This window comes from Hydrogenophaga sp. 5NK40-0174, assembly GCF_040372165.1.
GTDB lineage: Bacteria > Pseudomonadota > Gammaproteobacteria > Burkholderiales > Burkholderiaceae_C > Hydrogenophaga.
On record NZ_BAABWG010000002.1, the window covers coordinates 375705 to 398823 of the forward strand.

23 protein-coding genes are annotated in these 23119 nt (G+C 59.6%); 16 read left to right on the forward strand and 7 right to left on the reverse strand.

The features are described 5' to 3' along the window. Window positions 1-223 precede the first annotated feature (223 nt). Window positions 224-1300, reverse strand: coding sequence for a bifunctional riboflavin kinase/FAD synthetase (locus ABWV89_RS07415; RefSeq protein WP_353395578.1), 1077 nt, complete (start codon window positions 1298-1300; stop codon window positions 224-226). Window positions 1301-1512: 212 nt separating this feature from the next. Between ABWV89_RS07415 and ABWV89_RS07420 the strand changes: the two genes are divergently transcribed. Continuing rightward, on the forward strand, window positions 1513-2070 hold the full coding sequence (locus ABWV89_RS07420; protein WP_353395579.1) for an HNH endonuclease: 558 nt from the start codon (window positions 1513-1515) through the stop codon (window positions 2068-2070). A gap of 3 nt (window positions 2071-2073) precedes the next feature. After that, on the forward strand, window positions 2074-2907 hold the full coding sequence (locus ABWV89_RS07425; RefSeq protein ID WP_353395580.1) for a DUF6882 domain-containing protein: 834 nt from the start codon (window positions 2074-2076) through the stop codon (window positions 2905-2907). Between the two features lie 95 nt (window positions 2908-3002). Here ABWV89_RS07425 and ABWV89_RS07430 read toward each other — a convergent pair whose 3' ends face one another. The 3 genes from ABWV89_RS07430 to ABWV89_RS07440 form a co-directional block, all read right to left on the reverse strand. Next, window positions 3003-4118: an acyl-CoA dehydrogenase family protein gene (locus tag ABWV89_RS07430; protein WP_353395581.1), complete on the reverse strand. Its 1116-nt coding sequence runs from the start codon at window positions 4116-4118 to the stop codon at window positions 3003-3005. A gap of 24 nt (window positions 4119-4142) precedes the next feature. Beyond that, window positions 4143-5324: an acyl-CoA dehydrogenase family protein gene (locus ABWV89_RS07435; protein ID WP_353395584.1), complete on the reverse strand. Its 1182-nt coding sequence runs from the start codon at window positions 5322-5324 to the stop codon at window positions 4143-4145. Window positions 5325-5424: 100 nt separating this feature from the next. Then, entirely contained in the window at window positions 5425-6111 is a 687-nt protein-coding gene (locus ABWV89_RS07440) for a YceH family protein (RefSeq protein ID WP_353395585.1), read from the reverse strand. A 15-nt stretch (window positions 6112-6126) separates the two neighbouring features. Here ABWV89_RS07440 and purN point away from each other — a divergent pair, with 15 nt between their 5' ends. Further along, complete coding sequence (gene purN / locus ABWV89_RS07445; RefSeq protein WP_353395586.1) at window positions 6127-6726, forward strand: phosphoribosylglycinamide formyltransferase; 600 nt, start codon at window positions 6127-6129, stop codon at window positions 6724-6726. Here the strand turns inward: purN and ABWV89_RS07450 are convergent, their stop codons facing one another. Together ABWV89_RS07450 and ABWV89_RS07455 are read right to left on the reverse strand one after the other, a co-directional pair. After that, window positions 6727-7329 (reverse strand): YqaA family protein, encoded by a 603-nt coding sequence (locus ABWV89_RS07450; RefSeq protein WP_353395588.1) that lies wholly within the window; start codon window positions 7327-7329, stop codon window positions 6727-6729. It lies immediately after the preceding gene. 33 nt (window positions 7330-7362) lie between these two features. Next, the gene (locus tag ABWV89_RS07455) at window positions 7363-8982 is read right to left on the reverse strand and encodes a peptide chain release factor 3 (protein WP_353395589.1); all 1620 of its coding nucleotides are present in this window, start codon (window positions 8980-8982) and stop codon (window positions 7363-7365) included. A gap of 55 nt (window positions 8983-9037) precedes the next feature. Between ABWV89_RS07455 and ABWV89_RS07460 the strand changes: the two genes are divergently transcribed. The 10 genes from ABWV89_RS07460 to ABWV89_RS07505 all read left to right on the forward strand — a co-directional run bounded on the left by ABWV89_RS07460 (window position 9038) and on the right by ABWV89_RS07505 (window position 17451). Next, the gene (locus ABWV89_RS07460; RefSeq protein ID WP_353395591.1) at window positions 9038-10357 is read left to right on the forward strand and encodes an RsmB/NOP family class I SAM-dependent RNA methyltransferase; all 1320 of its coding nucleotides are present in this window, start codon (window positions 9038-9040) and stop codon (window positions 10355-10357) included. 247 nt (window positions 10358-10604) lie between these two features. Next, window positions 10605-11825 carry a DesA family fatty acid desaturase gene (locus ABWV89_RS07465; RefSeq protein WP_353395592.1) on the forward strand — a complete coding sequence of 407 codons (1221 nt, stop codon included), beginning with the start codon at window positions 10605-10607 and terminating at the stop codon, window positions 11823-11825. Window positions 11826-12286: 461 nt separating this feature from the next. Continuing rightward, complete coding sequence (locus tag ABWV89_RS07470; protein ID WP_353395594.1) at window positions 12287-13024, forward strand: DUF4145 domain-containing protein; 738 nt, start codon at window positions 12287-12289, stop codon at window positions 13022-13024. Window positions 13025-13100: 76 nt separating this feature from the next. Beyond that, entirely contained in the window at window positions 13101-13850 is a 750-nt protein-coding gene (locus ABWV89_RS07475; protein ID WP_353395595.1) for a hypothetical protein, read from the forward strand. Between the two features lie 263 nt (window positions 13851-14113). After that, complete coding sequence (locus ABWV89_RS07480; protein ID WP_353395597.1) at window positions 14114-14797, forward strand: nucleotidyltransferase domain-containing protein; 684 nt, start codon at window positions 14114-14116, stop codon at window positions 14795-14797. Then, entirely contained in the window at window positions 14772-15122 is a 351-nt protein-coding gene (locus ABWV89_RS07485) for a hypothetical protein (protein WP_353395598.1), read from the forward strand. Before ABWV89_RS07480 ends, ABWV89_RS07485 begins: the two co-directional genes overlap by 26 nt. A gap of 381 nt (window positions 15123-15503) precedes the next feature. Next, window positions 15504-15734: a hypothetical protein gene (locus ABWV89_RS07490; protein ID WP_353395599.1), complete on the forward strand. Its 231-nt coding sequence runs from the start codon at window positions 15504-15506 to the stop codon at window positions 15732-15734. Window positions 15735-15740: 6 nt separating this feature from the next. Beyond that, entirely contained in the window at window positions 15741-16121 is a 381-nt protein-coding gene (locus tag ABWV89_RS07495) for a type II toxin-antitoxin system death-on-curing family toxin (RefSeq protein WP_353395600.1), read from the forward strand. Between the two features lie 82 nt (window positions 16122-16203). Beyond that, complete coding sequence (locus ABWV89_RS07500) at window positions 16204-16461, forward strand: hypothetical protein (RefSeq protein ID WP_353395601.1); 258 nt, start codon at window positions 16204-16206, stop codon at window positions 16459-16461. A 474-nt stretch (window positions 16462-16935) separates the two neighbouring features. Further along, window positions 16936-17451, forward strand: coding sequence for a DUF4124 domain-containing protein (locus ABWV89_RS07505; RefSeq protein ID WP_353395602.1), 516 nt, complete (start codon window positions 16936-16938; stop codon window positions 17449-17451). A 51-nt stretch (window positions 17452-17502) separates the two neighbouring features. Here ABWV89_RS07505 and ABWV89_RS07510 read toward each other — a convergent pair whose 3' ends face one another. Then, window positions 17503-18447, reverse strand: a complete 945-nt coding sequence (locus ABWV89_RS07510; protein ID WP_353395604.1) for an AraC family transcriptional regulator — start codon at window positions 18445-18447, stop codon at window positions 17503-17505. Between the two features lie 122 nt (window positions 18448-18569). Here ABWV89_RS07510 and ABWV89_RS07515 point away from each other — a divergent pair, with 122 nt between their 5' ends. From ABWV89_RS07515 to ABWV89_RS07525, 3 genes are all read left to right on the forward strand, one after another. Next, window positions 18570-19235: a protoglobin domain-containing protein gene (locus ABWV89_RS07515; protein WP_353395605.1), complete on the forward strand. Its 666-nt coding sequence runs from the start codon at window positions 18570-18572 to the stop codon at window positions 19233-19235. Window positions 19236-19450: 215 nt separating this feature from the next. Then, entirely contained in the window at window positions 19451-19996 is a 546-nt protein-coding gene (locus ABWV89_RS07520) for a carboxymuconolactone decarboxylase family protein (RefSeq protein ID WP_353395606.1), read from the forward strand. Between the two features lie 1504 nt (window positions 19997-21500). Further along, on the forward strand, window positions 21501-23117 hold the full coding sequence (locus ABWV89_RS07525; RefSeq protein WP_353395608.1) for a GAF domain-containing sensor histidine kinase: 1617 nt from the start codon (window positions 21501-21503) through the stop codon (window positions 23115-23117). Window positions 23118-23119 lie beyond the last annotated feature (2 nt).

Below are 23119 nucleotides of genomic sequence, written 5' to 3' on the forward strand. Positions count from 1 at the left end.
TGTACTTGCTGGTGGGTGCCTTTTCCTTTGGGTTGCCCTTGGCGGGTTTCTTGTTTTGGGCGTTGCTCTGTTCAGACATGTCTTTGGGGTGTTTTGCGCAGGCAAGACTCGATCAATGTGCTCGGCCAGTGGCCGGCATGGGAGGTGGCTAGGCAGTCGCCCCGAGTCTTGAACAGGGCGCGCGACCAGGGGCAGGGCAAAAAGCCTGCTCCGGTGGCGAGCGTCAAATTCGGTCGCGCGTGGTCTGGCGACGGGTTTGTGCGTGAAGCTGCTGGAAGAAGGCGCGCGCGTCCTGGCAGTCTTTGGCAATGCCTTGGGTCAAGGCGTCCAGACTGTCGTACTTCAGTTCGTCGTGCAGTTTGTGTAGCAGTTCCACCCGGATGATTTTACCGTAGGCCTCCCTATCCGGCAGATAGGGCCGAATTCGGTCCGGCCATTCCAGGCAATGCGTCTCCAGCAGCACGCGACCTCCATTGACATCGTTCGGGTCCAGCGATGGTCGGATGCCCAGGTTGGCCACGCCCGGCAGAGGCTCGGCGCCTTCCCTGGGGTCCAGTCCATGAACGTGCACGGCAAAGATGCCGCTGGCAGCCGGTTTCCAGTGGGAGAAGCGCAGGTTCAGGGTCCGAAAGCCGTCGCCCTTGCCCGGGCCGGTCTCGCCCAGTTCGCGGCCCAGCTTGCGGCCGTGGACCACATGGCCGCTGATGGCATAGGGGCGGCCCAGGAGTGCGGCGACGGCATCCATGTCTCCCTTGCCCAGGGCATCGCGCACGGCCGAGCTGGACACGCGAATGCCATGCACCTCGTAGCTTTGCATGCGCGCTACGTCAAAGCCCAGCCGGCTGCCGGCGGCGTCCAGCATGGCGTAGTCGCCGGCGCGCTGTGCGCCAAAGCGGAAATCGTCACCCACCAGCACGTAGCGCACGCCCAGAGCGCTCACCAGCGTGTCTTCAATGAAGGATTCCGCCGTTTGAGAAGCCAGCCGGGCATTGAACGGCAGCACCACGCAAATATCCACGCCACAGCGCTCCAGCTCTTCAAGCTTGTCGCGCAGCGTGGCAATCCGGGCCGGCGCCAGCTCGGGCTTGCGGTGCACCGCAGCAAAGTAATCCCGCGGGTGCGGCTCGAATGTCATGGCGCAGGTGGGCACGCCGCGGTGGCGGGCCTCGTTCTGCAGCAGGGCCAGCATGGCCTGGTGTCCGCGATGTACGCCGTCGAAGTTGCCAATGGTCAGGGCGCAACCGTCGGGCACCAGGGCGTGGCGTGCCTTGTCCTGTGGGATTCCGCGGATGACTTTCATGGCAAGAAATCGATGTGGCGATGGTGCGACTCAAGCCGTTGGGCGCAAGGCACAAGCGGCTTGGCGGTGGAAGCAGTATTTTGGAATGTGACGTTGCGTGTCACAAAACCTTGCTATATTGACATACAAGACCGTGACCGGGCGTCATGCAGGTTCAGCAGCCGCCCAGGCGATCGGACTGGAACATCTTTTCTGTTGGAAGGAGCCAGGTTTTGAAGGTCTTGAAGCTCTCAGCCCAAGGGTTGCCACAGTCGTGGATCAGCCTGGAAGAGGCTGTGCTGCATTATGCGGCGGAAGAGGTGCGCTGGGAGATGGGTGCCGACATCGCTGTTTTTCATGGTGGGCATAACGCCGTCACCGGAAAGCAGTCGATCATCACGGTCAACTCCATCATCGGCACACGCGGCGTTCCGCGCATCAATCCTTTTGACCTGCGTCCCTCGCTCTCCAACACCAAGCTCTTTGCCCGCGACCGCAACCTTTGCGCCTACTGCGGCCAGCACCATGTGGAGCACGAACTCACCCGCGAGCACATCGTGCCGGTGGCGCAAAAGGGCAAGGACCACTGGATGAACGTGGTCACCGCCTGCAAGAGCTGCAACCACCGCAAGGCCAACCGCACGCCCGAGCAGGCCAACATGCCCCTGCTCTACGCGCCCTACATTCCCAGCCTCTGGGAAGACTTCATCCTGCGCAACCGCCGCATCCTGGCCGACCAGATGGAGTTCCTGATGTCGCACCTGCCTAAGACTTCGCGCCTGCACGCCTGATCTTTGGGTTACGCTCGCCGGGTGATTTCCGAGACAGCACCTGACTCTTCCCGACCTGCCGACGCTTCGCACACGCCTGAAGAGGAGGCCAGTGCGGCGTCCATGGTGGCCTGCCGATCGCACGGACATGGCGTGGCTGCCTATCTCTGCACGCACCTGCATGACCAGCCGGCACAGCGCTGGCATGGCCACTGGCCCAGTGATCGCGAGCCACGCCCTGGCGCCTGGTGCGACCAGTGCCACGCGGCCTATCTGGAAGAAGGCGAGTGGAATGCTAGCAATGGCCAGCGGTTGCAGCTGCGCCGTGTGTGCCACCACTGCTACGACGAACTGCGCTCGGCCAGTGTGGGTCGTCTGCAGGGCGCCAAGGCGAAGGAATGGGCCGCCATGCTCGCCTCCTGCGAAGCCGACATGCGTCAGCGCCAGTCGGCCTTGCATGCTGCGCATGCCCTGGAAGCCTACCCTGACCGGCAATGGGATGCGCAAGCCGGCTCACTGGTTTTGTCTGGCGGCACCCGGGCGCCTGTGCGGGTGCGCATGGCCTACATCGGTTCGTACGCCAAGCGACAGAAAGCCTGGCGCTGGTCGTGGGCGGCCACAGGCCTCAACGACGAAGCCCGTGAGGCCATGGTGCCGGTGCGCGATCTGGGTGAGCGCATGGACTGGCCGCACCTGACCGTGGCGCAATGGCAGGCAGAACCTTTGGTGGGCTGGCAGATGAGTGCCGTGGCGCTGCGCGTGCAAGGTGGCACCGGCGTCTACCGGCTGGAAGGCGACAATGCCGATGCGTACTGGCTGGTCGAATCAGTGGCGCTGGCGAAGCCGGGCAAAGCCTGAAACCGGCACCTCCGTGACAAAGAAAAAGCCACCCTTGTGGGGTGGCTTGCAGTGCCTGGCGGTGGGTCCGCCCGCTTGCGTGCTGGATCAGGCCATCAGGCAAACACACCGGCCGAGTCACCCATCCGTTCCGACACTTCCTTGAGGTGGTGCAGGGTGTCGCCGTAGGTGAGCTCGATCTGGGTGAGCGATTTGAAGTAGTGGCTGACGATGTATTCGTCGGTCACGCCAATGCCGCCGTGCAGCTGAATGGCTTGCTGGCCCACATAGCGCATGGACTGGCCGAGCTGCACCTTGGCGCGAGCGATCGCCTGGCGGCGTTCTTCGGCAGGTGCGTTGAGCTTGAGCGCAGCGTAGTAGCTCATGGAGCGCGCCAGTTCCAGCTGCATCTTCATGTCGGCCATGCGGTGGCGCAGGGCCTGGAAGCTCGACAGCGGCACGCGGAACTGCTTGCGCGTGTTCAGGTACTCGGCCGTGGCGTCCATGGTCATGTCCATGATGCCCACAGCTTCGGCACACTGGCATGCCACACCCACATCCACCGCATGCTCCAGCGCGGTCAGGCCGTCTTCGGTCAGCAGCGTGGCAGCAGCCTTGTCCAGGCTCAGCTCACCGGCGCGGCCGCCTTCCTGGGTCAGGTAGCCGGTGGTGCTCACGCCCTTGGCCTTGGCGTCCACCAGGAACAGTGCCAGACCCTTGGGGCCCATGGCGGGCACGATGAAGGCGTCTGCCTGATCGGCCACCGGCACGATGCTCTTGCCGCCCGAGAGGGTCCACGCGCCGCCGCTTTCGCTGGCCGCGGTCTTGCAGTTGTCCAGGCGGTAGCGGTTGCTGCGCTCCACCTCGGCCAGAACGATCAAGGCTTCGCCGCCACCCAGCTTGGGCAGCCACTCGCCTTTGACGTCGGCATTGCCGTAGCCGGCAATCACGGCACCGGCGATCAGCGCCTGATCCACAGGCTCCAGCACCAGGCCACGGCCCAGCTCTTCCATCACCACCATGCCGTCGATGGGGCTCATGCCCATGCCACCGTCGTCTTCGGGGATGTACAGGCCCGCCAGGCCCAGTTCGGCCAGCTCGCCGTAGGCGTCGCGGTCAAAGCCGCCAGCGGCGACGATGCTGCGACGGCGCTCGAAGCCGTAGCCCTTTTCCACCCACTTGCGCACCGCGTCGCGCAGTTGTTCCTGGTCTTCAGAAAAATCGAAATCCATGTCGTGTCTCTCCTGTCGCGGGCATCAGCCCAGCAGTGTCTGGGCGATGATCTGGCGTTGCACTTCGCTGGAGCCGCCGTAGATGGTGGTCTTGCGCATGTTGAAGTACATCGGTGCCAGCGGGGCGTCATGCACCAGGCCGCCGGGGTAGTCGCCCTGGTAGCCGGCTTCCATGGCCTCTTCGATGAAGGGCACGGCAAACGGGCCGGCGGCCAGCATCATCAGCTCGGTGAAGCGTTGCTGGATTTCCGAGCCCTTGATCTTGAGCAGGCCGGCAATGTCCAGCGAGTTCTTGCCCGACTTCTCGGCCGAGAGCACGCGCAGCACCATCATCTCCAGCGCAATGATGTCCACCTCCAGCAGTGCGATCTGGTCGCGCAGGCGAACGTCGTCCCACATGCCTTCGGCTTTGGCAATCGCCTTCAGGCGGGCCAGCGCGCGCTTGGAGCGGTTCACCGCAGCAATGCTGGTGCGCTCGTGCGAGAGCAGCAGCTTGGCATAGGTCCAGCCCTGGTTCTCTTCACCGATCAGGTTCTCGGCCGGCACCTTCACGTTGTCAAAGAAGACTTCGTTGACTTCGCATTCGCCGTCGAGCAGCTTGATCGGGCGCACGGTCACGCCGGGCGATGTCATGTCGATCAGCAGGAAGGAAATGCCGGTTTGCGGCTTGCCTTCTGTGCTGGTGCGCACCAGGCAGAAAATCCAGTCGCCATATTGACCCAGCGTTGTCCAGGTCTTCTGGCCGTTGACGATGAAATGGTCGCCCTCGCGCTCGGCGCGGGTCTTGAGCGAGGCCAGGTCAGAGCCGGCGCCCGGCTCGCTGTAGCCCTGGCTCCACCACACTTCACCGCTGGCGATACCCGGCAGGAAGCGTTGCTGCTGCTCTGCATTGCCATAGGTCATGATCACCGGGGCCACCATCACGGGGCCGAACGGCACGATGGGTGGCGCACCGGCGGTAGCGCACTCTTCTTCAAAGATGTGCTTTTCCACGGCGTTCCAGCCCGGGCCGCCAAATTCCTTTGGCCAGCCGCTGGCCAGCCAGCCCTTCTTGCCCAGAATCCTGGCCCAGCCCTGCAGGTCGTCGCGGGTCAGGCGCAGCGCGCTCTTGACCTTGTTGGCGGTTTCCTGGGGGAGGTTTTCGCGCAGCCAGTTGCGCACTTCCTCGCGAAACGCCTGCTCTTCAGGCGTGAATGCCAAATCCATACGTTGCCTCCGTTATCGTCGGATGCCCGGTGGTGGCCGCCCCCTCAATGGCAGGCGGTCTCCAGGCGCGGAAACATCTAGTTTGGCACGATCGTTCGTTTTATGCCTGTCCGGGCTGCGACACGCCCAGTTGCTCGCGCAAATCGGCCAGCTGGGCCTGCAGTTCGGCCACGGTGGCTTCCAGTGTTTCCACCCGCTCGGCCAGCGCCGAATCCGCCGCAGAAGAAGCAGGGGCAGCCGCAGCGCCCGAAGCAAAGGCTGCCGTGTCCACCGGCCCGCAGAGCAAATGCATCCAGCGCTGCTCGCGGGCGCCGGGTGCGCGCGGCAGCTTCACCGCCAGCGGCCCGCCTTTCACTTCAGCACGTTCCTGCAGCTCTTCCAGAAATGCCTCCACCGAGCCGATATCCAGAAACTTGTACCAGCGGTCGGCGTTGAGCCGCAGCTCGGCCGCTGTTTGTGGGCCGCGCAGCATCAACAAACCCAGCAGCACGGCGGATTGCTCAGGCACACCAGCGGCACGCTGGAAGTTGTGTTCAAAGCGGGGCACGCGCGAGCCGCTGATCTCCACCACCAGGCTCAGCTCGCGCAGGCCTTCCAGTGCTTCGGTGATGTCCGCCTCACCCAGGTTCATCACCGGCTCGCGGCTGGACTTCTGGTTGCAGCCGCTTTGCAAGCTGTTGAGCGAAAGCGGGTAGCTGTCGGGTACAGTTCTGGCCTTTTCCATCAAGGTGCCCAGCACGCGGGCTTCGGCAGCAGAGAGAGGGCGCTGGTGGAAATCGTGGTTCATTACACTTCTGGGCTTATGCCAGCCGTTTCAAATTCTTCAAAAAACATCGTCATTCTGATCTCGGGCAGTGGCTCCAACATGGCCGCTATCGTCGAAGCGGCCGACAAAGGCCGCTGGGCCGAGCGCTACGGCGCCAGGGTGGCGGCGGTGCTGAGCAACAAACCCGAGGCCGCTGGACTTGATTTTGCCCGCGAACGCGGCCTGTCCGTCGCCGTGGTGGACCACCGGTCGCATGACAGCCGGGAATCGTTTGATGCCGCCCTGATGGCCGAGATCGACCAGCATTCGCCCGCCCTGGTGGTGCTGGCCGGCTTCATGCGCATCCTCACGCCGGGCTTTGTCAGCCATTACGAAGGCCGGCTGGTGAACATCCACCCCAGCCTGCTGCCCGCGTTCACCGGTTTGAAGACACACCAGCGCGCCATCGAAGCCGGCTGCAAGTTCGCCGGCTGCACCGTGCACAAGGTGACGGCCGAACTCGACCACGGCGAATACCTGGATCAGGCCGTGGTGCCCATCCTGCCGGGCGACACACCCGAGGCGCTGGCGGCGCGGGTGCTCACGCAAGAGCACCGCATTTACCCGCTGGCCGTGGAAAAACTGATCTCAGCCTGATCAGCCAGCGGCGGCTGGCGTGCGCAGGAAATACCAGGCCACGCCACCCACGGCCACAGCGGCCACCACCGCCCAGCCCAGCCAGTCCACATACTGCCGCAGCTTGGCTTCCATGCGCGGGCCACCCCATTTCAGCAGCCCGGCCACCAGATAGAAGCGGCCGCCACGGCCTACGATGGACGCCAGCACAAAGGGCAGAAACGGCATGCCCAGCGAGCCGGCCGCAATGGTGAACACCTTGTAGGGAATCGGCGAGAAGCCTGCGATCAATATCGCCAGTACGCCCCAGCTTTCAAACCAGGCCGAGGCCTTCTGAAATGCCGGCCAGTAGCTCGAGGTGGAGAGCCACGGCTGGATGGCCTCAAAGGCCAGCGCGCCAATCGCGTAGCCTGCCATGCCACCCAGCACCGACAGCGCGGTGGTGATGGTGGCAAAGTGCCAGGCCTTTTGCGGCTGCGCCAGACACATCGGTGCCAGCATCACGTCCGGCGGCACCGGAAAAAACGACGACTCCGCAAAGCTCAGCACGCCAAGGATGGTCGGTGCACGCCGGTGCATGGACCAGACCATCATGCGGTCATAAATGGCACTGAAGAGCTTCATGAAGAGCTGTCTTTCCTGACGGTTTTGTACGTCTTAAACGCCTTTGTGGAACACCAGGCCCGCGTGTTCCCGCATGGCGTGGAACTTGATCTTGGGCCAGTTCTCTTCCACCGCACGCAAGGTCGCCATGTGGTCGAGCAGCACCGTCGGCGCATCCACCGCATCCAGCGCCACGCGGTGGGCGTTGGCATCGATGAAGCGCTTGAGTTCCTGCTCGCCACCGTCCTTGGCATCGCACGTCACCCAGCGGGCCACATGGAAGGGGCTGCTGGTGATGCGCGCCTTCACACCGTATTCCACTTCCAGGCGCTGCGCCACCACTTCAAACTGAAGCTGGCCCACCGCGCCGAGCAACAGCACGGAGCCGGCCACGGGGCGGAACACCTGGATCGCGCCTTCTTCGCCCAGCTGGGTCAGGCCGGCACGCAATTGCTTGGAGCGCAGCGGGTCGGCCACTTCCACGCTGCGGATGATCTCCGGCGCAAAGAAGGGCAGGCCGGTGAACTGCAGGGATTCACCTTCGGTGAGGGTGTCGCCCAGCTGCAGCACGCCATGGTTGGGAATACCGATGATGTCGCCGGCAAAGGCCTCGTCCAGCAGCTCGCGCCGCTGCGAGAGAAAGCTCACCACGGTGTTGGGTTTGATGTCCTTGCCCGAGCGCACCACCTTGAGCTTCATGCCGCGCTCGAAGTGCCCGCTGGAGACGCGCACAAACGCAATGCGGTCGCGGTGAGCCGGGTCCATGTTGGCCTGGATCTTGAACACCACGCCAGTGAATTTCTTCTCGTCCGGCTTCACTTCGCGCTGCAGCGCTTCGCGGGCGCCCGGGGGTGGCGCCAGGTCCACCAGCGCGTCCAGCACTTCGCGCACGCCGAAGTTGTTCACCGCCGAGCCAAACAGCATCGGCGTCTGCCGGCCCGCCAGAAACTCTGCCTGATCAAACGGTTCGCAGGCGCCTTCCACCAGCTCCAGCTCGTCTTTGGCGTTCTCGAAATCGCTGCCAAAGCGCTTCACGCTCTCGGCATTGTCCAGGCCGACCAGCACTTCCTCGTCGCCACCGCGGCGGTCATCGCCGGCGGCGAACACGCGCATCTGGTCGGTGCGGCGGTCGAACACGCCACGGAAGGTCTTGCCCATGCCCACCGGCCAGGTGAATGGTGTCACCGTCATGCCCAGCTCGCGCTCGATCTCGTCGAGCAGGTCCAGCGGTGGCTGCACTTCGCGGTCGAGCTTGTTGATGAAGGTGATGATGGGCGTGTTGCGTGCACGGCAAACCTGCAGCAGGCGGCGGGTCTGCGGCTCCACACCGTTGGCCGCGTCGATCACCATCAGCGCGGCGTCCACCGCCGTGAGCACGCGGTAGGTGTCTTCCGAGAAGTCCTGGTGGCCCGGGGTGTCGAGCAGGTTGATCACGCAATCGCGGTATTCCATCTGCATCACCGACGACGCCACGGAAATGCCACGCTGCTTTTCAATCTCCATCCAGTCGGAGGTGGCGTGGCGGGCGGCCTTGCGGGCCTTGACGCTACCGGCGATATTGATCGCGCCCGAGAAAAGCAGCAGCTTCTCGGTCAGTGTGGTCTTACCGGCGTCAGGGTGGGAAATGATGGCAAACGTGCGGCGACGTTTGACCTGTTGTGCGATGTCGGACATAACCCACGATTATCGGCGATTTGGCCTGGGGCGATGGCAGGCGACAATACCCGCCATGCACCCCAAAGCCCTTCTCAAGGAAGCTGCGGCCCTGCTGGAGCAGGTGCTGCGCTTCGACCACCCGGCGGACGCCGTGGTGGCCCGCCATTTCCGCGACCAGAAATCGCTTGGCCCCCGCGAGCGCGGCGTGCTGGCCGACACCGTGTTTCGCGTGCTGCGCCAGCGCACCTTGCTGGAATGGCAAGCCAAAGCCGCCAAAAACCCCGAGGGCATGGACGGCAGCGACTGCCCCATGCCGCGCAAACTGGCTTTGCTCGCCTTTGCCGGCGACGACGCCACCTTGCAAGCCGGCGTGAGCGAAGCCGAATGGGCATGGCTGGCCAAAGCCCGCGCCCTGGCCCAGCCCGAGAGCCTGCCGGCCGACCGGCCCGAGCTCGTCCACAACCTGCCCGCCTGGCTGGCCGATGCCCTGACCGAACAGCTCGGCGCCGAAGGCTTCACCGCCCTGGCCAAGGCCTTGATGGACAACGCGCCGCTGGACCTTCGCGTCAACCTCATCAAGCAGAAAAAGCGCGAGCCGGTGCTCGCCGCGCTGGCCGACATGGGTTGGGAAGCATCCCCCACGCCCTATGCGCCACTGGGCATTCGCCTGAGCAAAAAGCGCAACGTCAACCGCTTTCCAGTCTTCACCGAAGGCGGCGTGGAAGTGCAGGACGAAGGCTCCCAACTGCTGTGCCTGCTGCTCGACGCCCGCCGCCAGCACATGGTGGTGGACTTTTGCGCTGGCGCCGGCGGCAAGACGCTGGCCATTGGCGGCGCCATGCGCGACGGCGGCCGGCTCTATGCGTTTGACACCTCCGCCCACCGCCTGGACGCGCTCAAGCCGCGGCTGGCCCGCAGCGGCCTGAGCAACGTGCACACCATGGTGCTCAACAACGAGCACGACCAGCGCCTTCGCAAGCTCGAAGGCAAGATGGACCGCGTGCTGGTGGACGCTCCGTGCTCCGGCTTGGGCACCCTGCGCCGCAACCCGGATTTGAAATGGCGCCAGACGCCCGAGACCGTGGCCGCCCAGGCGCAACTGCAAACCTCCATTTTGGAAAGCGCCGCCCGCCTGCTCAAACCGGGCGGTCGGCTGGTCTATGCCACCTGCAGCCTGCTGCGCACTGAAAACGAAGACGTGGCAGAAGCCTTCTCGGCCGCTCACGCCAAAGACTTTTCCGCCATGCCCGCCCTCGAGGCCTTGAGGGCCGCCAAAGTGCCCACACCTGAGGTGCTCTGTACGGGTGGAAACGCTGGCCATCTCTACCTGCGCCTGTGGCCCCATCAGCACAGTACCGACGGCTTTTTTGCCGCCGTTTGGCAGAAGAAGTAGTGTCAAAAGGCCCTAAAACCCTGATCTGAATCAGAAAGTTCTTGTTTTTCAAGGCCTTTTCACGAAATTAGCATTCGGCGATATTGGCATGCTTCGCTAAAATGGAGGATGCTCCGAGCCTTGTCAGCCAGGCAATGAGGTTGACACTTGCTGGCGCAACCCTGCCGCACACACGCGCAAGTTCGCTGCCTGATCAACGGCAGCTGCCTGCGTGGCGGGTAAAGCCTTGCCAGCCCATAGGAACTGAATGAACGAATCCGCTTACTCCTTTGCTTCCATGTTCGACAGCGTTGTTGCGTTTGTTTCGCAAGGCCTGCTGAACCTCACCTGGTGGCAAACCCTGCTGGTGGCGCTGGTGCTCACGCACATCACCATCGCCAGCGTCACGATCTACCTGCACCGTCACTCGGCCCACCGCGCCCTGGACCTGCACCCCATCGTCTCCCACTTCTTCCGCTTCTGGCTGTGGATGACCACCGGCATGGTCACCAAGCAGTGGACGGCCATCCACCGCAAGCACCACGCCAAATGCGAGCGCGAAGGCGACCCGCACAGCCCGGTCATCTTCGGCATCAAGAAAGTCTTCTGGGAAGGCGCCGAGCTGTACCGCGCCGAAGCCAAAAACCAGGAAACCATGGACCGCTTCGGCCACAACACGCCGGACGACTGGATCGAGAACAACGTCTACTCGCGCTTCCCCATCCTGGGCGTGAGCCTGATGCTCATCATCGACGTGGCCTTGTTCGGTGCCCTGGGCGGTACCGTGTGGGCCATTCAAATGGCCTGGATCCCGATCACCGCCGCCGGCATCATCAACGGCATTGGCCACTACTGGGGCTACCGCAACTTTGAAGCCACCGACGCCAGCACCAACATCTCCCCCTGGGGCATCATCATTGGTGGCGAAGAGCTGCACAACAACCACCACACCTACCCCACGTCCGCCAAGCTGTCCGTCAAGCCTTACGAGTTCGACATCGGCTGGATGTACATCTCCATCCTGCAAGCCGTGGGCCTGGCCAAGGTCAAGAAGACCCCGCCCAAGCTCGCTTACGGCGAAGTGCGGGCCGTGCCCACCGAAGAAACGCTGGAAGCCATCATTGCCAACCGCTATGAAGTGATGGCCGGCTACGCCACCCAGCTGCGCGCCGCCTGCCAGCGCGAACTGCAAGGCATGAAAGAAGGCGCCAGCGCGTCACAAGCCAAACTGGCCCGCCGCTGGCTGCACCGCGACGACGACAAAGTGCCCGCCGACGTCAAGCCCCAGCTGGCCCAGGTCCGCGCCGAGCACCCCGTGCTCGACAAAATGGTCACCATGCGCGAAGAACTGCGTGCGCTGTGGAGCAGCACCAACGCCACGCGCGAGCAACTGGCGGCTGATCTGGCCGCCTGGTGCAAGCGGGCGGAAGACAGCGGCATTGCCGGGTTGAGGGATTTCTCGATTCAGCTAAGGGCTGCGCATGCTTGAGTGAGTTCGATTTCTCTCATCCGCTAGGAAAAGGAAAAGCCACCTTCGGGTGGCTTTTTTGTTGTCTGCTCGCTTCTCGTTTCTCTTTCTGCTCGCGCTCTTTTGTTGGGTACTTGTTGGTATTGGTGGGGAATCTCGGTTGGGGTGGGAAGGCAACCTCAAATTGGGTAAGCGTTTTGGGGAGGGGAGGGGTAAGCTGTATTTGCTTACAAGCTTGTTTCTGTTTGAGGGGCTGACTTGCTGATTGACTGGGCCGGGGAGGTGTTTGGTTGGCGCGAGTTGTGGGATTGCCAGATCTGTTAAGCCAGCACATGCTTACGTACAGCATTGTGCTCTATAGACTTGATTTCAGAAATTCAATTGAGGTGAAATGAAACTCTACTTCATGGCAAGCATTGTGGGTATCCAGCGTCTTTCCGTTAGATTAAAGTTGCTTGCTTTCCCTGTATGTGGAGTAATTAATGATACCTGAGTATGGAAATAAGAAGTTTCAGTGTCCACACTGTAATACGGTTGCTATCCAAGAGTGGTTTACAGCAGATAAAGCTGGAAATACAGCTAAGGATATAGTTCGCCACCTGTATTTGAATTACAGACCAAGTATTACAGACTATGCCCAAGAATGTGTAGTTAAATTTTTAAATGAAATAGATGCAAGATTTCAGAGAGGATTTTATAGTTTTGTCCCTAAGGGCTTTTCAGTAGCAACTTGTTCTTCATGTGAGGATTTCACGCTGTGGGTAAACAATAAAATTGTTTACCCTAAAAAAACCATACTCCCACCACCTAATGAAGACTTGAATGAGGATATCAAAGCATTGTATCTTGAAGCTTCGTTGATTCTGGTTGATTCGCCAAAGGGTGCGACTGCTCTCTTGCGCTTGGCTCTTCAAAAACTATTAGAGCAAGTAGGTAAAAGCGGAAAGAATATCAATAGTGATATAAAGTCGCTGGTGGCTGAAGGCTTGAGTCCAAAAATTCAACAGGCTTTAGATTTGTTAAGGGTAATAGGAAACAATGCTGTTCATCCTGGGCAAATAAACTTGGATGACAATACCGAAATTGCCCGCAAGCTATTTGGCATCTTGAATTTTATTGCGGAAGAACTCATTACAAAACCAAAAGATCTTGAAGGTCTGTACGCTGATTTGATACCACCTGACACGCAAGATCATATTAAACAACGAGATGGCACATAACGAAGTGCTGCTAGGGATAAATCTGCGCTGCGCTTCGGTTTTTCCTAGAGGGCGGTATTGTGTGTAAGGAATGGATATGTTAAAGCATTTTCGCAGTTCACCGCTGTGGCTGATTGGGCTGTTCATAATTTTCGCTCAGGCTACCGCTGGGGTTGCTGCCGTAAAGATCGAAGGATGGCCGCAAGCTGCTCTAGTGGTTTTTGTGATCAGCTATTCAACAGTCGTTACGGCGATTTTCTTTGCTTTTTTGTGGTTTAAACCAGAGAACTTTTACGGGCCTTCTGAGTACGGAGAGATTTCTCCAGAATCTTTTGCTAATGCCATGCGAGGCATTCCTAATGAAACGGTAGAAGCAGTAGCGAAATTTGAAAGCAACCCTCGAGACGTTGATGCGCTGTTTCTATTGATGGATAACTTATTGGCAGAGGATGCGAAGCAACATCTAATATTAATGCGTAAGTACGGAAACTATTTGGATGTTTCTAATATAAATGAAAAGGGATACACCCATCGATATGAAATAATTACAAGAGATAAAGGGATTTCTATGGGTGTCTTTTCGCCCGGTAGTTTTATCGCAAAGCTCAATGGAACAGAGTTGATTTCAGTGTCCGGCGGGCGAGATAAGATTTTTCTAACAGAAAGAGGAAAAGATTTTTCGGATTGGCTACTCGATCACGAAAAGGATGCAGCGACATTTTCTTCAGAGAAAGGGCGATGGGGGAAGGTACAGTCTGTTTCCGATGTGATGAAGGAGCGCTTTGGAGAAAGCGCACATAACAAAGCCATCCAGGCGACGTCGGAAGGTGGCGAAGCTGATGGTTGACGGATGAGCATGGAATCGGGAATTGAGGGTCAGATGAAAGTCAAGCTTCCCACCCAGGAATCGGGCAGCAAGTGCTTGACCGGCCTGACTTGAGCACTCCATAGATCAATCGCACCAGCTTGTGCATGTGTGCACGCAGGCCATAGCCAGGATCACGGCTTTGGGCCTGAGGCCTTCCCGGTCAGTCCGCCAATTGTCCAGTCGACCGTCGTTTGCCGGCCTTAAATCGTCATCAAGCCTACTCAGAAAAATCATTTTTGGGTATGATCAAACCTGATATGGGTATTATCTCGTCGTCGACACCGTCTGGCGCGTCTCCTACTGCTGCTGCTGCGTCTACTTCGTCCATCGCTGACGCGCTCTTTACCAAAGTGCGCCAACGCGTGCTGGCTGTGCTTTTCGGTGCGCCAGACCGCAGCTTCTACACAAATGAAGTCATTGGCCTGGCACAGTCGGGCGCGGGTGCGGTGCAGCGCGAGCTGGGCAGCCTGGCGGACGCAGGCTTGCTGACCGTGCGCAAGCAGGGCAACCAGAAACACTTTCAGGCCAACACGGCCTCGCCTGTTTTTGCGGAGTTGCGTGGCCTGGTGCTCAAGACCATGGGGCTGGCCGACGTTCTCCGTGCGGCGCTCGCTCCGCTGGCGTCGCAGATTGACCAGGCCTTTGTGTTCGGCTCCATGGCCAAACAGCAGGACACGGCAGCCAGCGATGTGGATCTGCTGGTGGTGAGCGATACGCTGGGTTATGGCGAGTTGTTTGGTGCGCTGGAAAGTGCGAGCCAAACCTTGGGGCGACCTGTCAACCCTGCGCTCTACACCCTCAGCGACTTCCAAAGCCGGCTGGAAGGCGACAATGCGTTCATCCATCGTGTGATGCAACAGCCAAAGATATGGCTGATCGGTCAGGAGGAATCACCCACACATGAACCCGGCGACAAACCCGCTTGAAAACCTGAGCCGTCCCGGCGGCTCACTCAAACCGGAGCCACCCGATGCAGCCGAAATCAGTGGATTGCTGCGCACAGGACGCGCTCGTTTGATCGACGCAGGCAATGCGTCCTTGGCACTGGAAAGCCGCTTCGATTTGGCCTACAACGCAGCGCACGCGCTGTGCCTTGCAGCATTGCGCGCCAAGGGCTACCGCGCAGCCAACCGCTACGTCGTTTTCCAGGTGCTTCCCCCACGCTGGGCCTGGGGCCAGACGTTTGGCGCGTGCTGGACCTCTGCCACAACAAGCGCAACCTGGGGGAATACGAAGGCTTGCTCGAAATAGACGAACGCCTGGTCAAAGATCTCATCGCCGCCGGGCAGAAGGTGTCAGACGCGCTTGGTGCTAGGTAAATGGGAATGGGGTTAAAGGTAAGACCTTGCCTTTGTCCTCTTGCCGCAGCCGCCAGACAATAAGCACATCCGTTTAGGGGTCAGATACCGTCTTGAACGTCAAGCATGCATCCAGCAATCGAGCCTCAACTGCCTGACGTGATTTAAGGCGCTAAGGGCCAGGCTATGCTTGCTCAGTTCAGCCAACGAGCGATAGTCGAGACCTGCCTTTGAAGGAGGCGATCCTCAACCCTCAACCCTCCGGATCGAAGGTGGCGATCAGGTCAGTCTTGCTCTATCATGAAGCATCAAGATGAATCATGATGGGACCGCCATGACAACGCCTGTTCGAGAAAAGTTCTCCTCCCAGGCCGCGCCTGATGTGCTGGCTGCGTTGCGTCAAATCGCAGAAAGCCAGGGGCGCCAGTTCCAGGCCGTGCTGGATGAAGCGCTGCGCGACTACATCGACCGGCAGCAAAACGAGCGCCCCCGCCGCCATGTGATGGCGTCGTTCGCCTCGAGTCTGGAAGAGTTCGATGGCCTTTACCGCGAACTGGCCAAGTAAGCGCCCGTGCCACACGACTACCTGACCGTGGCCGATGTGCTGGGCATGCACACGATACTGATGCAACGCTATGGCGGGGCTACCGGTGTGCGCGATCCCGGCGCGCTGGAGGTCGCTCTGTTCCGCCCGCAGACCGGCTACTACGAGGACATCGTGGCCGAGGCGGCTGCGCTGCTGGAAAGCCTGGCGATCAATCATCCCTTTGTGGACGGAAACAAGCGCATCGCCTTTGCGGCAGCCGACGTGTTTCTGCGCATCAATGGTTGGCGCTTGCAGCGCGCGCCGATGCAGATCCATGCAGAGATGATGCAGATGTTTGAATCGGGCACGCTTGACATCGCTCACCTCGACCCCTGGCTGCGGTCTTTCGCTGTTGCAGCAGAGTGAGCTTTGAGTGTGAAACGCATGGGTCAGGCCAATCTTTTTGCACTTCAGGTCGATCGAGTCGCATAGAAGCGAGAGAACCGATATGACCAAGTGGCTAGACAGATTCTCTGCCAGGCATGAATTCGATCGACAGCAATTCAGGAATCCAAGTGTCGGGGCTTTGCTCTTCGTCGCAGTGATCGTGGTGCTTCAAATGCTCGTCGGGATATTTGTCCGCTGGGATGCGTTTGCGCCATCCTGGTGGCTGGAGGGCGTTTACGACTTCCTGCTTCACCGCAACCTGCAGCTCATCTGCCTGTCCGAAAAGACGTGGGCATTCAATGGCGTAGAGTATTTGTAGTGCTTTTGATCCGGTTCCGGCATCTGCTGCGGGATTGAAGAGCAGGGGTATGCGCTTCAAGCAACCAAGGTCGGATCTCAGCCCTTCGGATTGTCGCGATGTCCTTGGAGTCCTTGAGGTTTGGTTTTTCCTACCCAGGTGCCAGCGCACCCATCACCTGCAAGGCGAATGACGTTTTCTCTCCACAGGCCGCGCGGAATGCACGATGGCTGCTTGTCAAGGTCACTGGTAATTCATCACATTGAATGGCCTGTCATGAAAACTGAGTTCTTTCGGGCTCAATGTGGTTTGCGTCTGCTTCTATATGCCTCGGGAGGAAGGTTGAAGGTCAGGTCTTGCCTTTTGCCCTCTCAGTTCAGCAAGCAGGCAACAGACAAGACCTGACCCTGAAATTCAATTCTCTCTCCCGCGATTGCTCAGCTTCGGTTGGGCTATCCTCTCGCGCACACAGCAATTACAGGGAGGTGAGAAAAGATGAAAGGCCATGCCTGTTTGATAGCGCTTGCATTGATGGCAAGCGCCAACGCCCACGCAATCAACAAGTGCAAAGATGCGTCGGGCAAGATCAGCTACCAGGACGCACCCTGTGCCGGCACAAGCAAGACGCAGGTGTTGAGGGTTCCCCAGAAAGCAGCTTCTGAAACCGCCAGTTCAACGGGCGGTAGCCCGGCTGCTCCGGCCGGCACGGATCACAGCGGGACTCCAGCTTCCCTTACAAAGTCCATGAACAGGGATGCGCTGTTGTTGGCGGCCGTGCACGCCACGCTGGAGATCTGCGCGAAGCTCGATGCATCGGGTGGCGGGAATTACTCGGCCGCCATGAAGAAATGGCGAACTGAAAACGCCGAAGCCCTGAAGCAGCACGAAAATTCGGAGCAGTACCAGCAAGTTCTGCAACGTGTCCGCCAGGAGAACAGCGGGAATCAGAGTGAAGCTGCACGTAACAGCCTCAGAGCGATGTGTGAACAGCAGATATTGCCGCTGTTCTAGAGCAGGGGTTCAAAGGTCGTGGTGAGTCAGGTACGAGCGAGCTGCGCTTAGTCACTTCGGGACTTTGACGAGCGGTGTGGTCGGGGCAATTGATCTGACCCATTGCATGGGCGAAACCCCCGCCACTTTGGTGAATGCTCTTGAGAATGCTGCGGGGCTGGCGTAGCCCAGTTCGTCGCTCACGGCTTTGACCGGAAAGCCCGATCGTAGCTGGGTCTGGGCGACGGAGACGCGCCACCGAACCAGATATTCGCCCGGCGTCACGCCGACTGCGTCTTTGAACTCTGCAGCGAAGGCGCTGCGTGACATGCCGGCGACGGCGGCCAGGCGTTCTAGTGGCCAGGCGTCACCTGGCCGATCGTGCAATGCCGTCAGTGCGCGTGCCAGCTTCGGGCTGGACAACCCTGCGAGCAGCCCACTGTCTACACCTACTTCTGGTCCGTGGTCGAGCATCCAGCGAAGCATCTGTAGCAAGAGCACTTCAAACAAACGATCTGCCAGCAGGCGCTGGCCGCACCGAACCTTGTCGGTTTCGGCGAACAGGAGGTCCAGCGTCTTCCCGATGCTTTCCACCGCATCCACCGGCACAACCACCACCGGGGGAAGTGCGAGTACCAGAGGGTGCTGTGCCCCGCCGTCGAAGCTCAGAGTAGCGCAGACCAGATCGCTGCCTTCCTCGGGTGCATTGTGGAAAGCATGGTACAGGGGGCGCGGATAGAACAGCAAGCTCGGTTGGCTCACCTGAAGCTTTCGGGGGGCGCCCGACCGAGTTCGGTGGCTCACCAGCATCTCTCCGCGGCGTAGCACATGAAGAAAGGCTCTTCCCGGTTCCGCCGCGAAAGTCGTCACGCCACACAAAGGGCCGTGGTGAAACAGATGCGCATGGACCCTGAACCTTTCGAGCAAGGAAGAAAGGCGGTCGACAGCATTGGCGGTTGAACTCGCGTCCGCATGTTTGCTTAGGGCGATCTTGGAACTATCGGCAACTATCGGCATTTCGGATCAATCTGGACGATCTGCAAAACATGGTGGACGAATGAATGCCAATCGTACTTCAATTCAGCGCAAACTCCTGTTCATCGTTTCTCCCTTTCATCTCATCCAAGACTGGAGCCCTCATGTCCATTGCTCGAATCACCTCCGCAGCCATCCTGGCATCTGCAAGCCTGGCCTCTTCCATTGCTGCCGCCGAAACCGTGCCTTCCATTCCGGGCTACACCTATGGCCATGCCTCACTGGCCAAAGCACCGTACGTTGTTGCAGACCTGGAAGCGCTGAAGAAGACCATGCTGTTCACAGAAGAGGACGTCCGCTACTTGCGCATGAGCAAGGCCATCCTTGCAGATCAGACGGACGCCATTCTGGATGTCTGGTATGGGTTCGTGGCATCAACGCCAGAGCTGGTCGTGTTCTTCAAGAACCAGCAATCAGGCAAGCCTGATGCGGCCTACCTCGCCGCTGTGCGCAAGCGGTTTGGCCAGTGGATCCTGGACACAGCAGAAGCCAACTACGACCAGGCTTGGCTGGACTATCAGTATGAAATCGGACGCCGCCATACCTCGCCCCACAAGAACAAGACGGATGGCGTCGACAGCATGCCTTTCGTCAACTTCCGGTATGTGCCGGCATTGACGATTCCGGTGACCACGACACTCAAACCCTTTCTGGCCAAGAAAGGCGCGTCCGCACAAGAGGTGGACAAGATGCACGCCGCGTGGGTCAAGTCAGTGCTGTTGCAAACCATTCTCTGGAGCCATCCCTACGTTCGGGACGGCCGGTTCTGAGGGCGTTCTAAAGCGGCATCGAAGCGTCTTGAAATGGCCCAGAGCGGAGGCCCTTGAGGCGTCGCTCTGACGCCCATTGTTTTCGTCTCCAATTTCCCGTCTTTTCCTCTCCGACAACTTCGCCTGTTTTCCTCTTCTTCTTCTTCTTCTTTCTCTCTCTCTTTTTCCTCTTTTTCTTTTGCACTTGATTTCACCGATCTTGAAAGGTACACACCATGAACCGCGTCCCACTTATTGAACATTCCGAAGCTTCTGGCGAGGCGCAGCACTTGCTTGAACAGATCAACTCCGCCTTTGGTGCCACACCCAACATGTTTCGGGCGGTGGCCAATTCGTCAGCCTCGTTGAAGAGCATGTGGGGGTCGTTCGTTGCCCTTGGCCAAGGCGGTATTCCCGCAAAGCTGGGCGAGCAGATCGCAGTAGCCATTGCAGACCGCAACCGCTGCGACTATTGCTTGGCGGCTCACACGGTGCTGGGCAAGAAGGCTGGCGCCACCGAACAGGAAATGGCTGCGGCGCAGGCAGGCCAGTCGGAGGACGGCCCCACCCAGGCAGCCTTGCGTTTTGCGACCAAGATCGTCGACAACCGCGCTCAAGTAAGTGGCGAAGACGTGCAGAGCCTTCGCGATGCCGGCTTCAGCGACGAGGCAGTAGTCGAGATACTGGCCCATGTTGCCTTGAATCTCTTCACCAACTACGTCAATGTGGCGCTGGATGTTCCGTTGGACTTTCCGAAGGTGAGGCTGCAGCCCGCCGCGTGACGGGCATGTGAATGCTTTGATGCACCGTCTGGCTTACATTGACTCGGATGCGAGCGATCAAAGAAAGGGGGGGCTGTTGCAGACCTGCTGCAGCTCTCTTCGTTTGCTTGTGGAAAGGTCCGAGCGTCGGGTCTCGAACAATCGCGAGATCACTCGAGCCATAGAGGTTCTTTCGACCTGCCTCTGATGCCGGCGATTCTCAACGCCAGACGCAGATTTCAGTGAGAAGCATGCTGAGGGTTGACGCCAAACCACTTCAGGAGGCCAAGAGTTGGGGCATCGCTCCTCGTCGCAGGGTTCGTATTGCTTCCAATGCTCGTTGGGACGTTGGGATATTGGTTCGCCGGGATGTGCTTTCATTACCCATCTGGTTGGATAGTGGTGACGACTTCCTGCGTCACTGCAACCTGCAGTTCATTTGCTTGTCCAAGAAGACGTGGGCATTCAATGGCGTAGAGTATTTGTAGTGCTTTTGATCCGGTTCCGGCATCTGCTGCGGGATTGAAGAGCAGGGGTATGTGCTTCAAGCACCGAAGGTCGGGTCTCAGGCCTTCGGATTTCCGAGATACGTTTCGAGTCCTTGAGGTTTGGTTTTTCCGACCCAGGTGCCAGCGCACCCATCACCTGCAAGGCGAATGACGTTTTCTCTCCACAGTGCGCGCGCTATGCACGATGGCTGCCTGTCAAGGGCACTGGTAATTCATCACATTGAATTGCCTGTCATGAAAACTGAGTTCTTTCGGGCTCAATGTGGTTTGCGTCTGCTTCTATATGCCTCGTGGTCCGCTCACTTTGTGCAGCTGAGTGAGTGCGTTTGAATGCGTGAGAGGTTTCACGCTTCGGCGGTGGGTCCGTGACAACTCTCAGTCACTGCGTACGGCGGGTGATCGGTCGGTAGCGTCTTCAGACCGTTGATTCACTGGGGGTTTTTCGCATTTTCTCCCCGGATTGGGATGCTCGGCAGTGGGTGGCGCGCATCAGACGCAATGTCCATGTATGCGCAAGGGCCAATGCAGTTCTTCGTTTAAATGGCGCAGATGTGATTTGATAATTTGTGCCAACCCAGCGAAGAGTCAAAGCGCTTCAGCAGTCACGATGTCGATCGAGTCCTGCTGTTTTGATGGTTTCTTGCTGGCGGTGGCAATGGTGCCTCGAAGAGCATCGAGTCCAGCTTCAATGGCGAGGCCGGGCACCACCAACCAAGCAGTCGCTGCTTCCCGGCTCGGCACTGGGAACACTACGCGACGCGCTGGTGGACCGCGCTGGTTTGTGCTTCTTGAGACGGCCTGCGTTTGCCACTGAAGAGCATAAGAACACAGGTGCCGTCGCACCATTCCTTTTTTTGATCCTGACCACTTTGCGGCGTCGATGAATGCCTGCAAGGGTTTGTTGTACCGGTGGTCTTTTATGGACTATCCGGTACGTTTTGTTGTCGAAGACACGATGTCCTGCGTGCGTGGCGCGGGGATGAAGAGGAGGATGGAATGATCCGGGAGATGTTCAGATGCTGATAGCCAGACTGCCAGCCCAAGAGGCGGAACGGTTGGCCCGCTTGCGACGCTTTGGCGTGCTCGACACCTTGCCTCAGGAGTCGTTCGACCACATCACCACGCTTGCGTCAGCCATCTGCGGCACACCCATGGCGCTGGTGTCGCTGGTGGATGAAGACCGCCAGTGGTTCAAGTCCAAGATCGGCCTCAGTGCATCGGAGACGCCGCGCGAAATGGCATTCTGTGCTCACGCCATCCTTGACCCGGACCACGTCATGGTCGTGGAGAACGCTCACCAGGATGAGCGCTTTCGCGACAACCCGCTGGTCACCGGCGACCCACGTGTGTGCTTCTACGCCGGTGCGCCGATCGTAACCCGTGATGGTCTGCCCATGGGCACGGTCTGTGTGATCGATCACCAGCCCCGAAAGCTCGACGCGCAGCAGGAACAGTCGCTGCGCTCTCTGGCGAGCCTGGTGCTGAGCCTGATGGAGCGTGAAGAAGCCCACCAGTTCAATCTGCACACACAGCAGCAAGAGTCGGTGCGACAAGCCGAGATGCAGGCCAGCCTGGCCGCGGCGGGGCTCGATCTGCTGTCATACGTCGACAGCGACTACACCTATCGATACGTCAACAACTGCTACCTGCAATACTGGGGCCGGCAGCTTGAGGACATTGTCGGCCAACGCATTCCCGAACTCATGGGCGAGGACACCTTCAGCCGCCTTGTTAAACCGCATTTCGACACGGCGCTGAGCGGGCAGGAAGTGTCTTACGAAGCTGTCATTGCCTTTCCCGGGGTGGGCGAGCGTGCGGTCGAAGTCACCTACCTCCCGGCATTCAGGCCAGATGGCAGCGTGAAAGGCGTGGTGGTCCGTTCCCACGATGTGCAGGGTATCCACACACGCGAGTTGGACCTGAAAGCCACGGTCGAGCAGCTCGAGCATAAGACACTGGAGCAGCAGCGCTTCATTCACATCATCTCGCACGACCTGCGCGAACCCATCAACACCATCTGCAACTTCTCGGGCCTGCTGGCCGAAGACGAGACTCTTAACCTGCCTCCCCATGCGAGCAAATACCTGGGCTATGTTCAAAGCGGTGGCAATCGAATCAAGTGTCTGCTCGACGATTTGCTCGAGTTCCTTCACCTGGACCGCCACGACCTGGACCTGGCGCCCGTGAACATGAACACCGTGGCCGCCAATGTGTGCGAAGACCTTTCCAGCCGCATCGCAGAGCGCAAGGCACAAGTTGATGTGGCGGCATTGCCCGCCGTCATGGGAGACGCCACCTTGCTGCGCATATTGGTGCAAAACCTGGTGGCCAATGCCCTGAAGTTCTGCCCCTCGGACCGCACGCCGATGATCTCCATCGAAGGCTGCGAGGAAGATGGATGGCACCTGATCCGGGTGCAGGACAACGGCATCGGCATTCCACCAGAGCACAGGAAAAAAATCTTCGAGATGTTCACGCGCCTGCACAACAAGAAAGATGTCCCCGGTACAGGCCTGGGTCTGTCCATCTGCCGGCGCATCGCCGACTTGCATCGAGGGCAGATTCAGGTAGGCTCGGATCAGATGCAAGGCAGCTGTTTCGAGCTGAAGCTGCCGGTGGCCCATGCCAGCTGAGG

What these genes read in the sequence shown, in the direction of transcription:
- purN (WP_353395586.1), top strand. Translation starts at nt 6,127, where the DNA reads ATGCCAGCCGTTTCAAATTCTTCAAAAAACATCGTCATTCTGATCTCG.
- ABWV89_RS07515 (WP_353395605.1), top strand. Translation starts at nt 18,570, where the DNA reads ATGTCCATTGCTCGAATCACCTCCGCAGCCATCCTGGCATCTGCAAGC.
- ABWV89_RS07500 (WP_353395601.1), top strand. Translation starts at nt 16,204, where the DNA reads ATGACCAAGTGGCTAGACAGATTCTCTGCCAGGCATGAATTCGATCGA.
- ABWV89_RS07510 (WP_353395604.1), bottom strand. Translation starts at nt 18,447, where the DNA reads ATGCCGATAGTTGCCGATAGTTCCAAGATCGCCCTAAGCAAACATGCG.
- ABWV89_RS07480 (WP_353395597.1), top strand. Translation starts at nt 14,114, where the DNA reads ATGATCAAACCTGATATGGGTATTATCTCGTCGTCGACACCGTCTGGC.
- ABWV89_RS07450 (WP_353395588.1), bottom strand. Translation starts at nt 7,329, where the DNA reads ATGAAGCTCTTCAGTGCCATTTATGACCGCATGATGGTCTGGTCCATG.
- ABWV89_RS07440 (WP_353395585.1), bottom strand. Translation starts at nt 6,111, where the DNA reads ATGAACCACGATTTCCACCAGCGCCCTCTCTCTGCTGCCGAAGCCCGC.
- ABWV89_RS07505 (WP_353395602.1), top strand. Translation starts at nt 16,936, where the DNA reads ATGAAAGGCCATGCCTGTTTGATAGCGCTTGCATTGATGGCAAGCGCC.
- ABWV89_RS07475 (WP_353395595.1), top strand. Translation starts at nt 13,101, where the DNA reads ATGTTAAAGCATTTTCGCAGTTCACCGCTGTGGCTGATTGGGCTGTTC.
- ABWV89_RS07430 (WP_353395581.1), bottom strand. Translation starts at nt 4,118, where the DNA reads ATGGATTTCGATTTTTCTGAAGACCAGGAACAACTGCGCGACGCGGTG.
- ABWV89_RS07470 (WP_353395594.1), top strand. Translation starts at nt 12,287, where the DNA reads ATGATACCTGAGTATGGAAATAAGAAGTTTCAGTGTCCACACTGTAAT.
- ABWV89_RS07490 (WP_353395599.1), top strand. Translation starts at nt 15,504, where the DNA reads ATGACAACGCCTGTTCGAGAAAAGTTCTCCTCCCAGGCCGCGCCTGAT.
- ABWV89_RS07485 (WP_353395598.1), top strand. Translation starts at nt 14,772, where the DNA reads ATGAACCCGGCGACAAACCCGCTTGAAAACCTGAGCCGTCCCGGCGGC.
- ABWV89_RS07465 (WP_353395592.1), top strand. Translation starts at nt 10,605, where the DNA reads ATGAACGAATCCGCTTACTCCTTTGCTTCCATGTTCGACAGCGTTGTT.
- ABWV89_RS07525 (WP_353395608.1), top strand. Translation starts at nt 21,501, where the DNA reads ATGCTGATAGCCAGACTGCCAGCCCAAGAGGCGGAACGGTTGGCCCGC.
- ABWV89_RS07415 (WP_353395578.1), bottom strand. Translation starts at nt 1,300, where the DNA reads ATGAAAGTCATCCGCGGAATCCCACAGGACAAGGCACGCCACGCCCTG.
- ABWV89_RS07455 (WP_353395589.1), bottom strand. Translation starts at nt 8,982, where the DNA reads ATGTCCGACATCGCACAACAGGTCAAACGTCGCCGCACGTTTGCCATC.
- ABWV89_RS07520 (WP_353395606.1), top strand. Translation starts at nt 19,451, where the DNA reads ATGAACCGCGTCCCACTTATTGAACATTCCGAAGCTTCTGGCGAGGCG.
- ABWV89_RS07460 (WP_353395591.1), top strand. Translation starts at nt 9,038, where the DNA reads ATGCACCCCAAAGCCCTTCTCAAGGAAGCTGCGGCCCTGCTGGAGCAG.
- ABWV89_RS07435 (WP_353395584.1), bottom strand. Translation starts at nt 5,324, where the DNA reads ATGGATTTGGCATTCACGCCTGAAGAGCAGGCGTTTCGCGAGGAAGTG.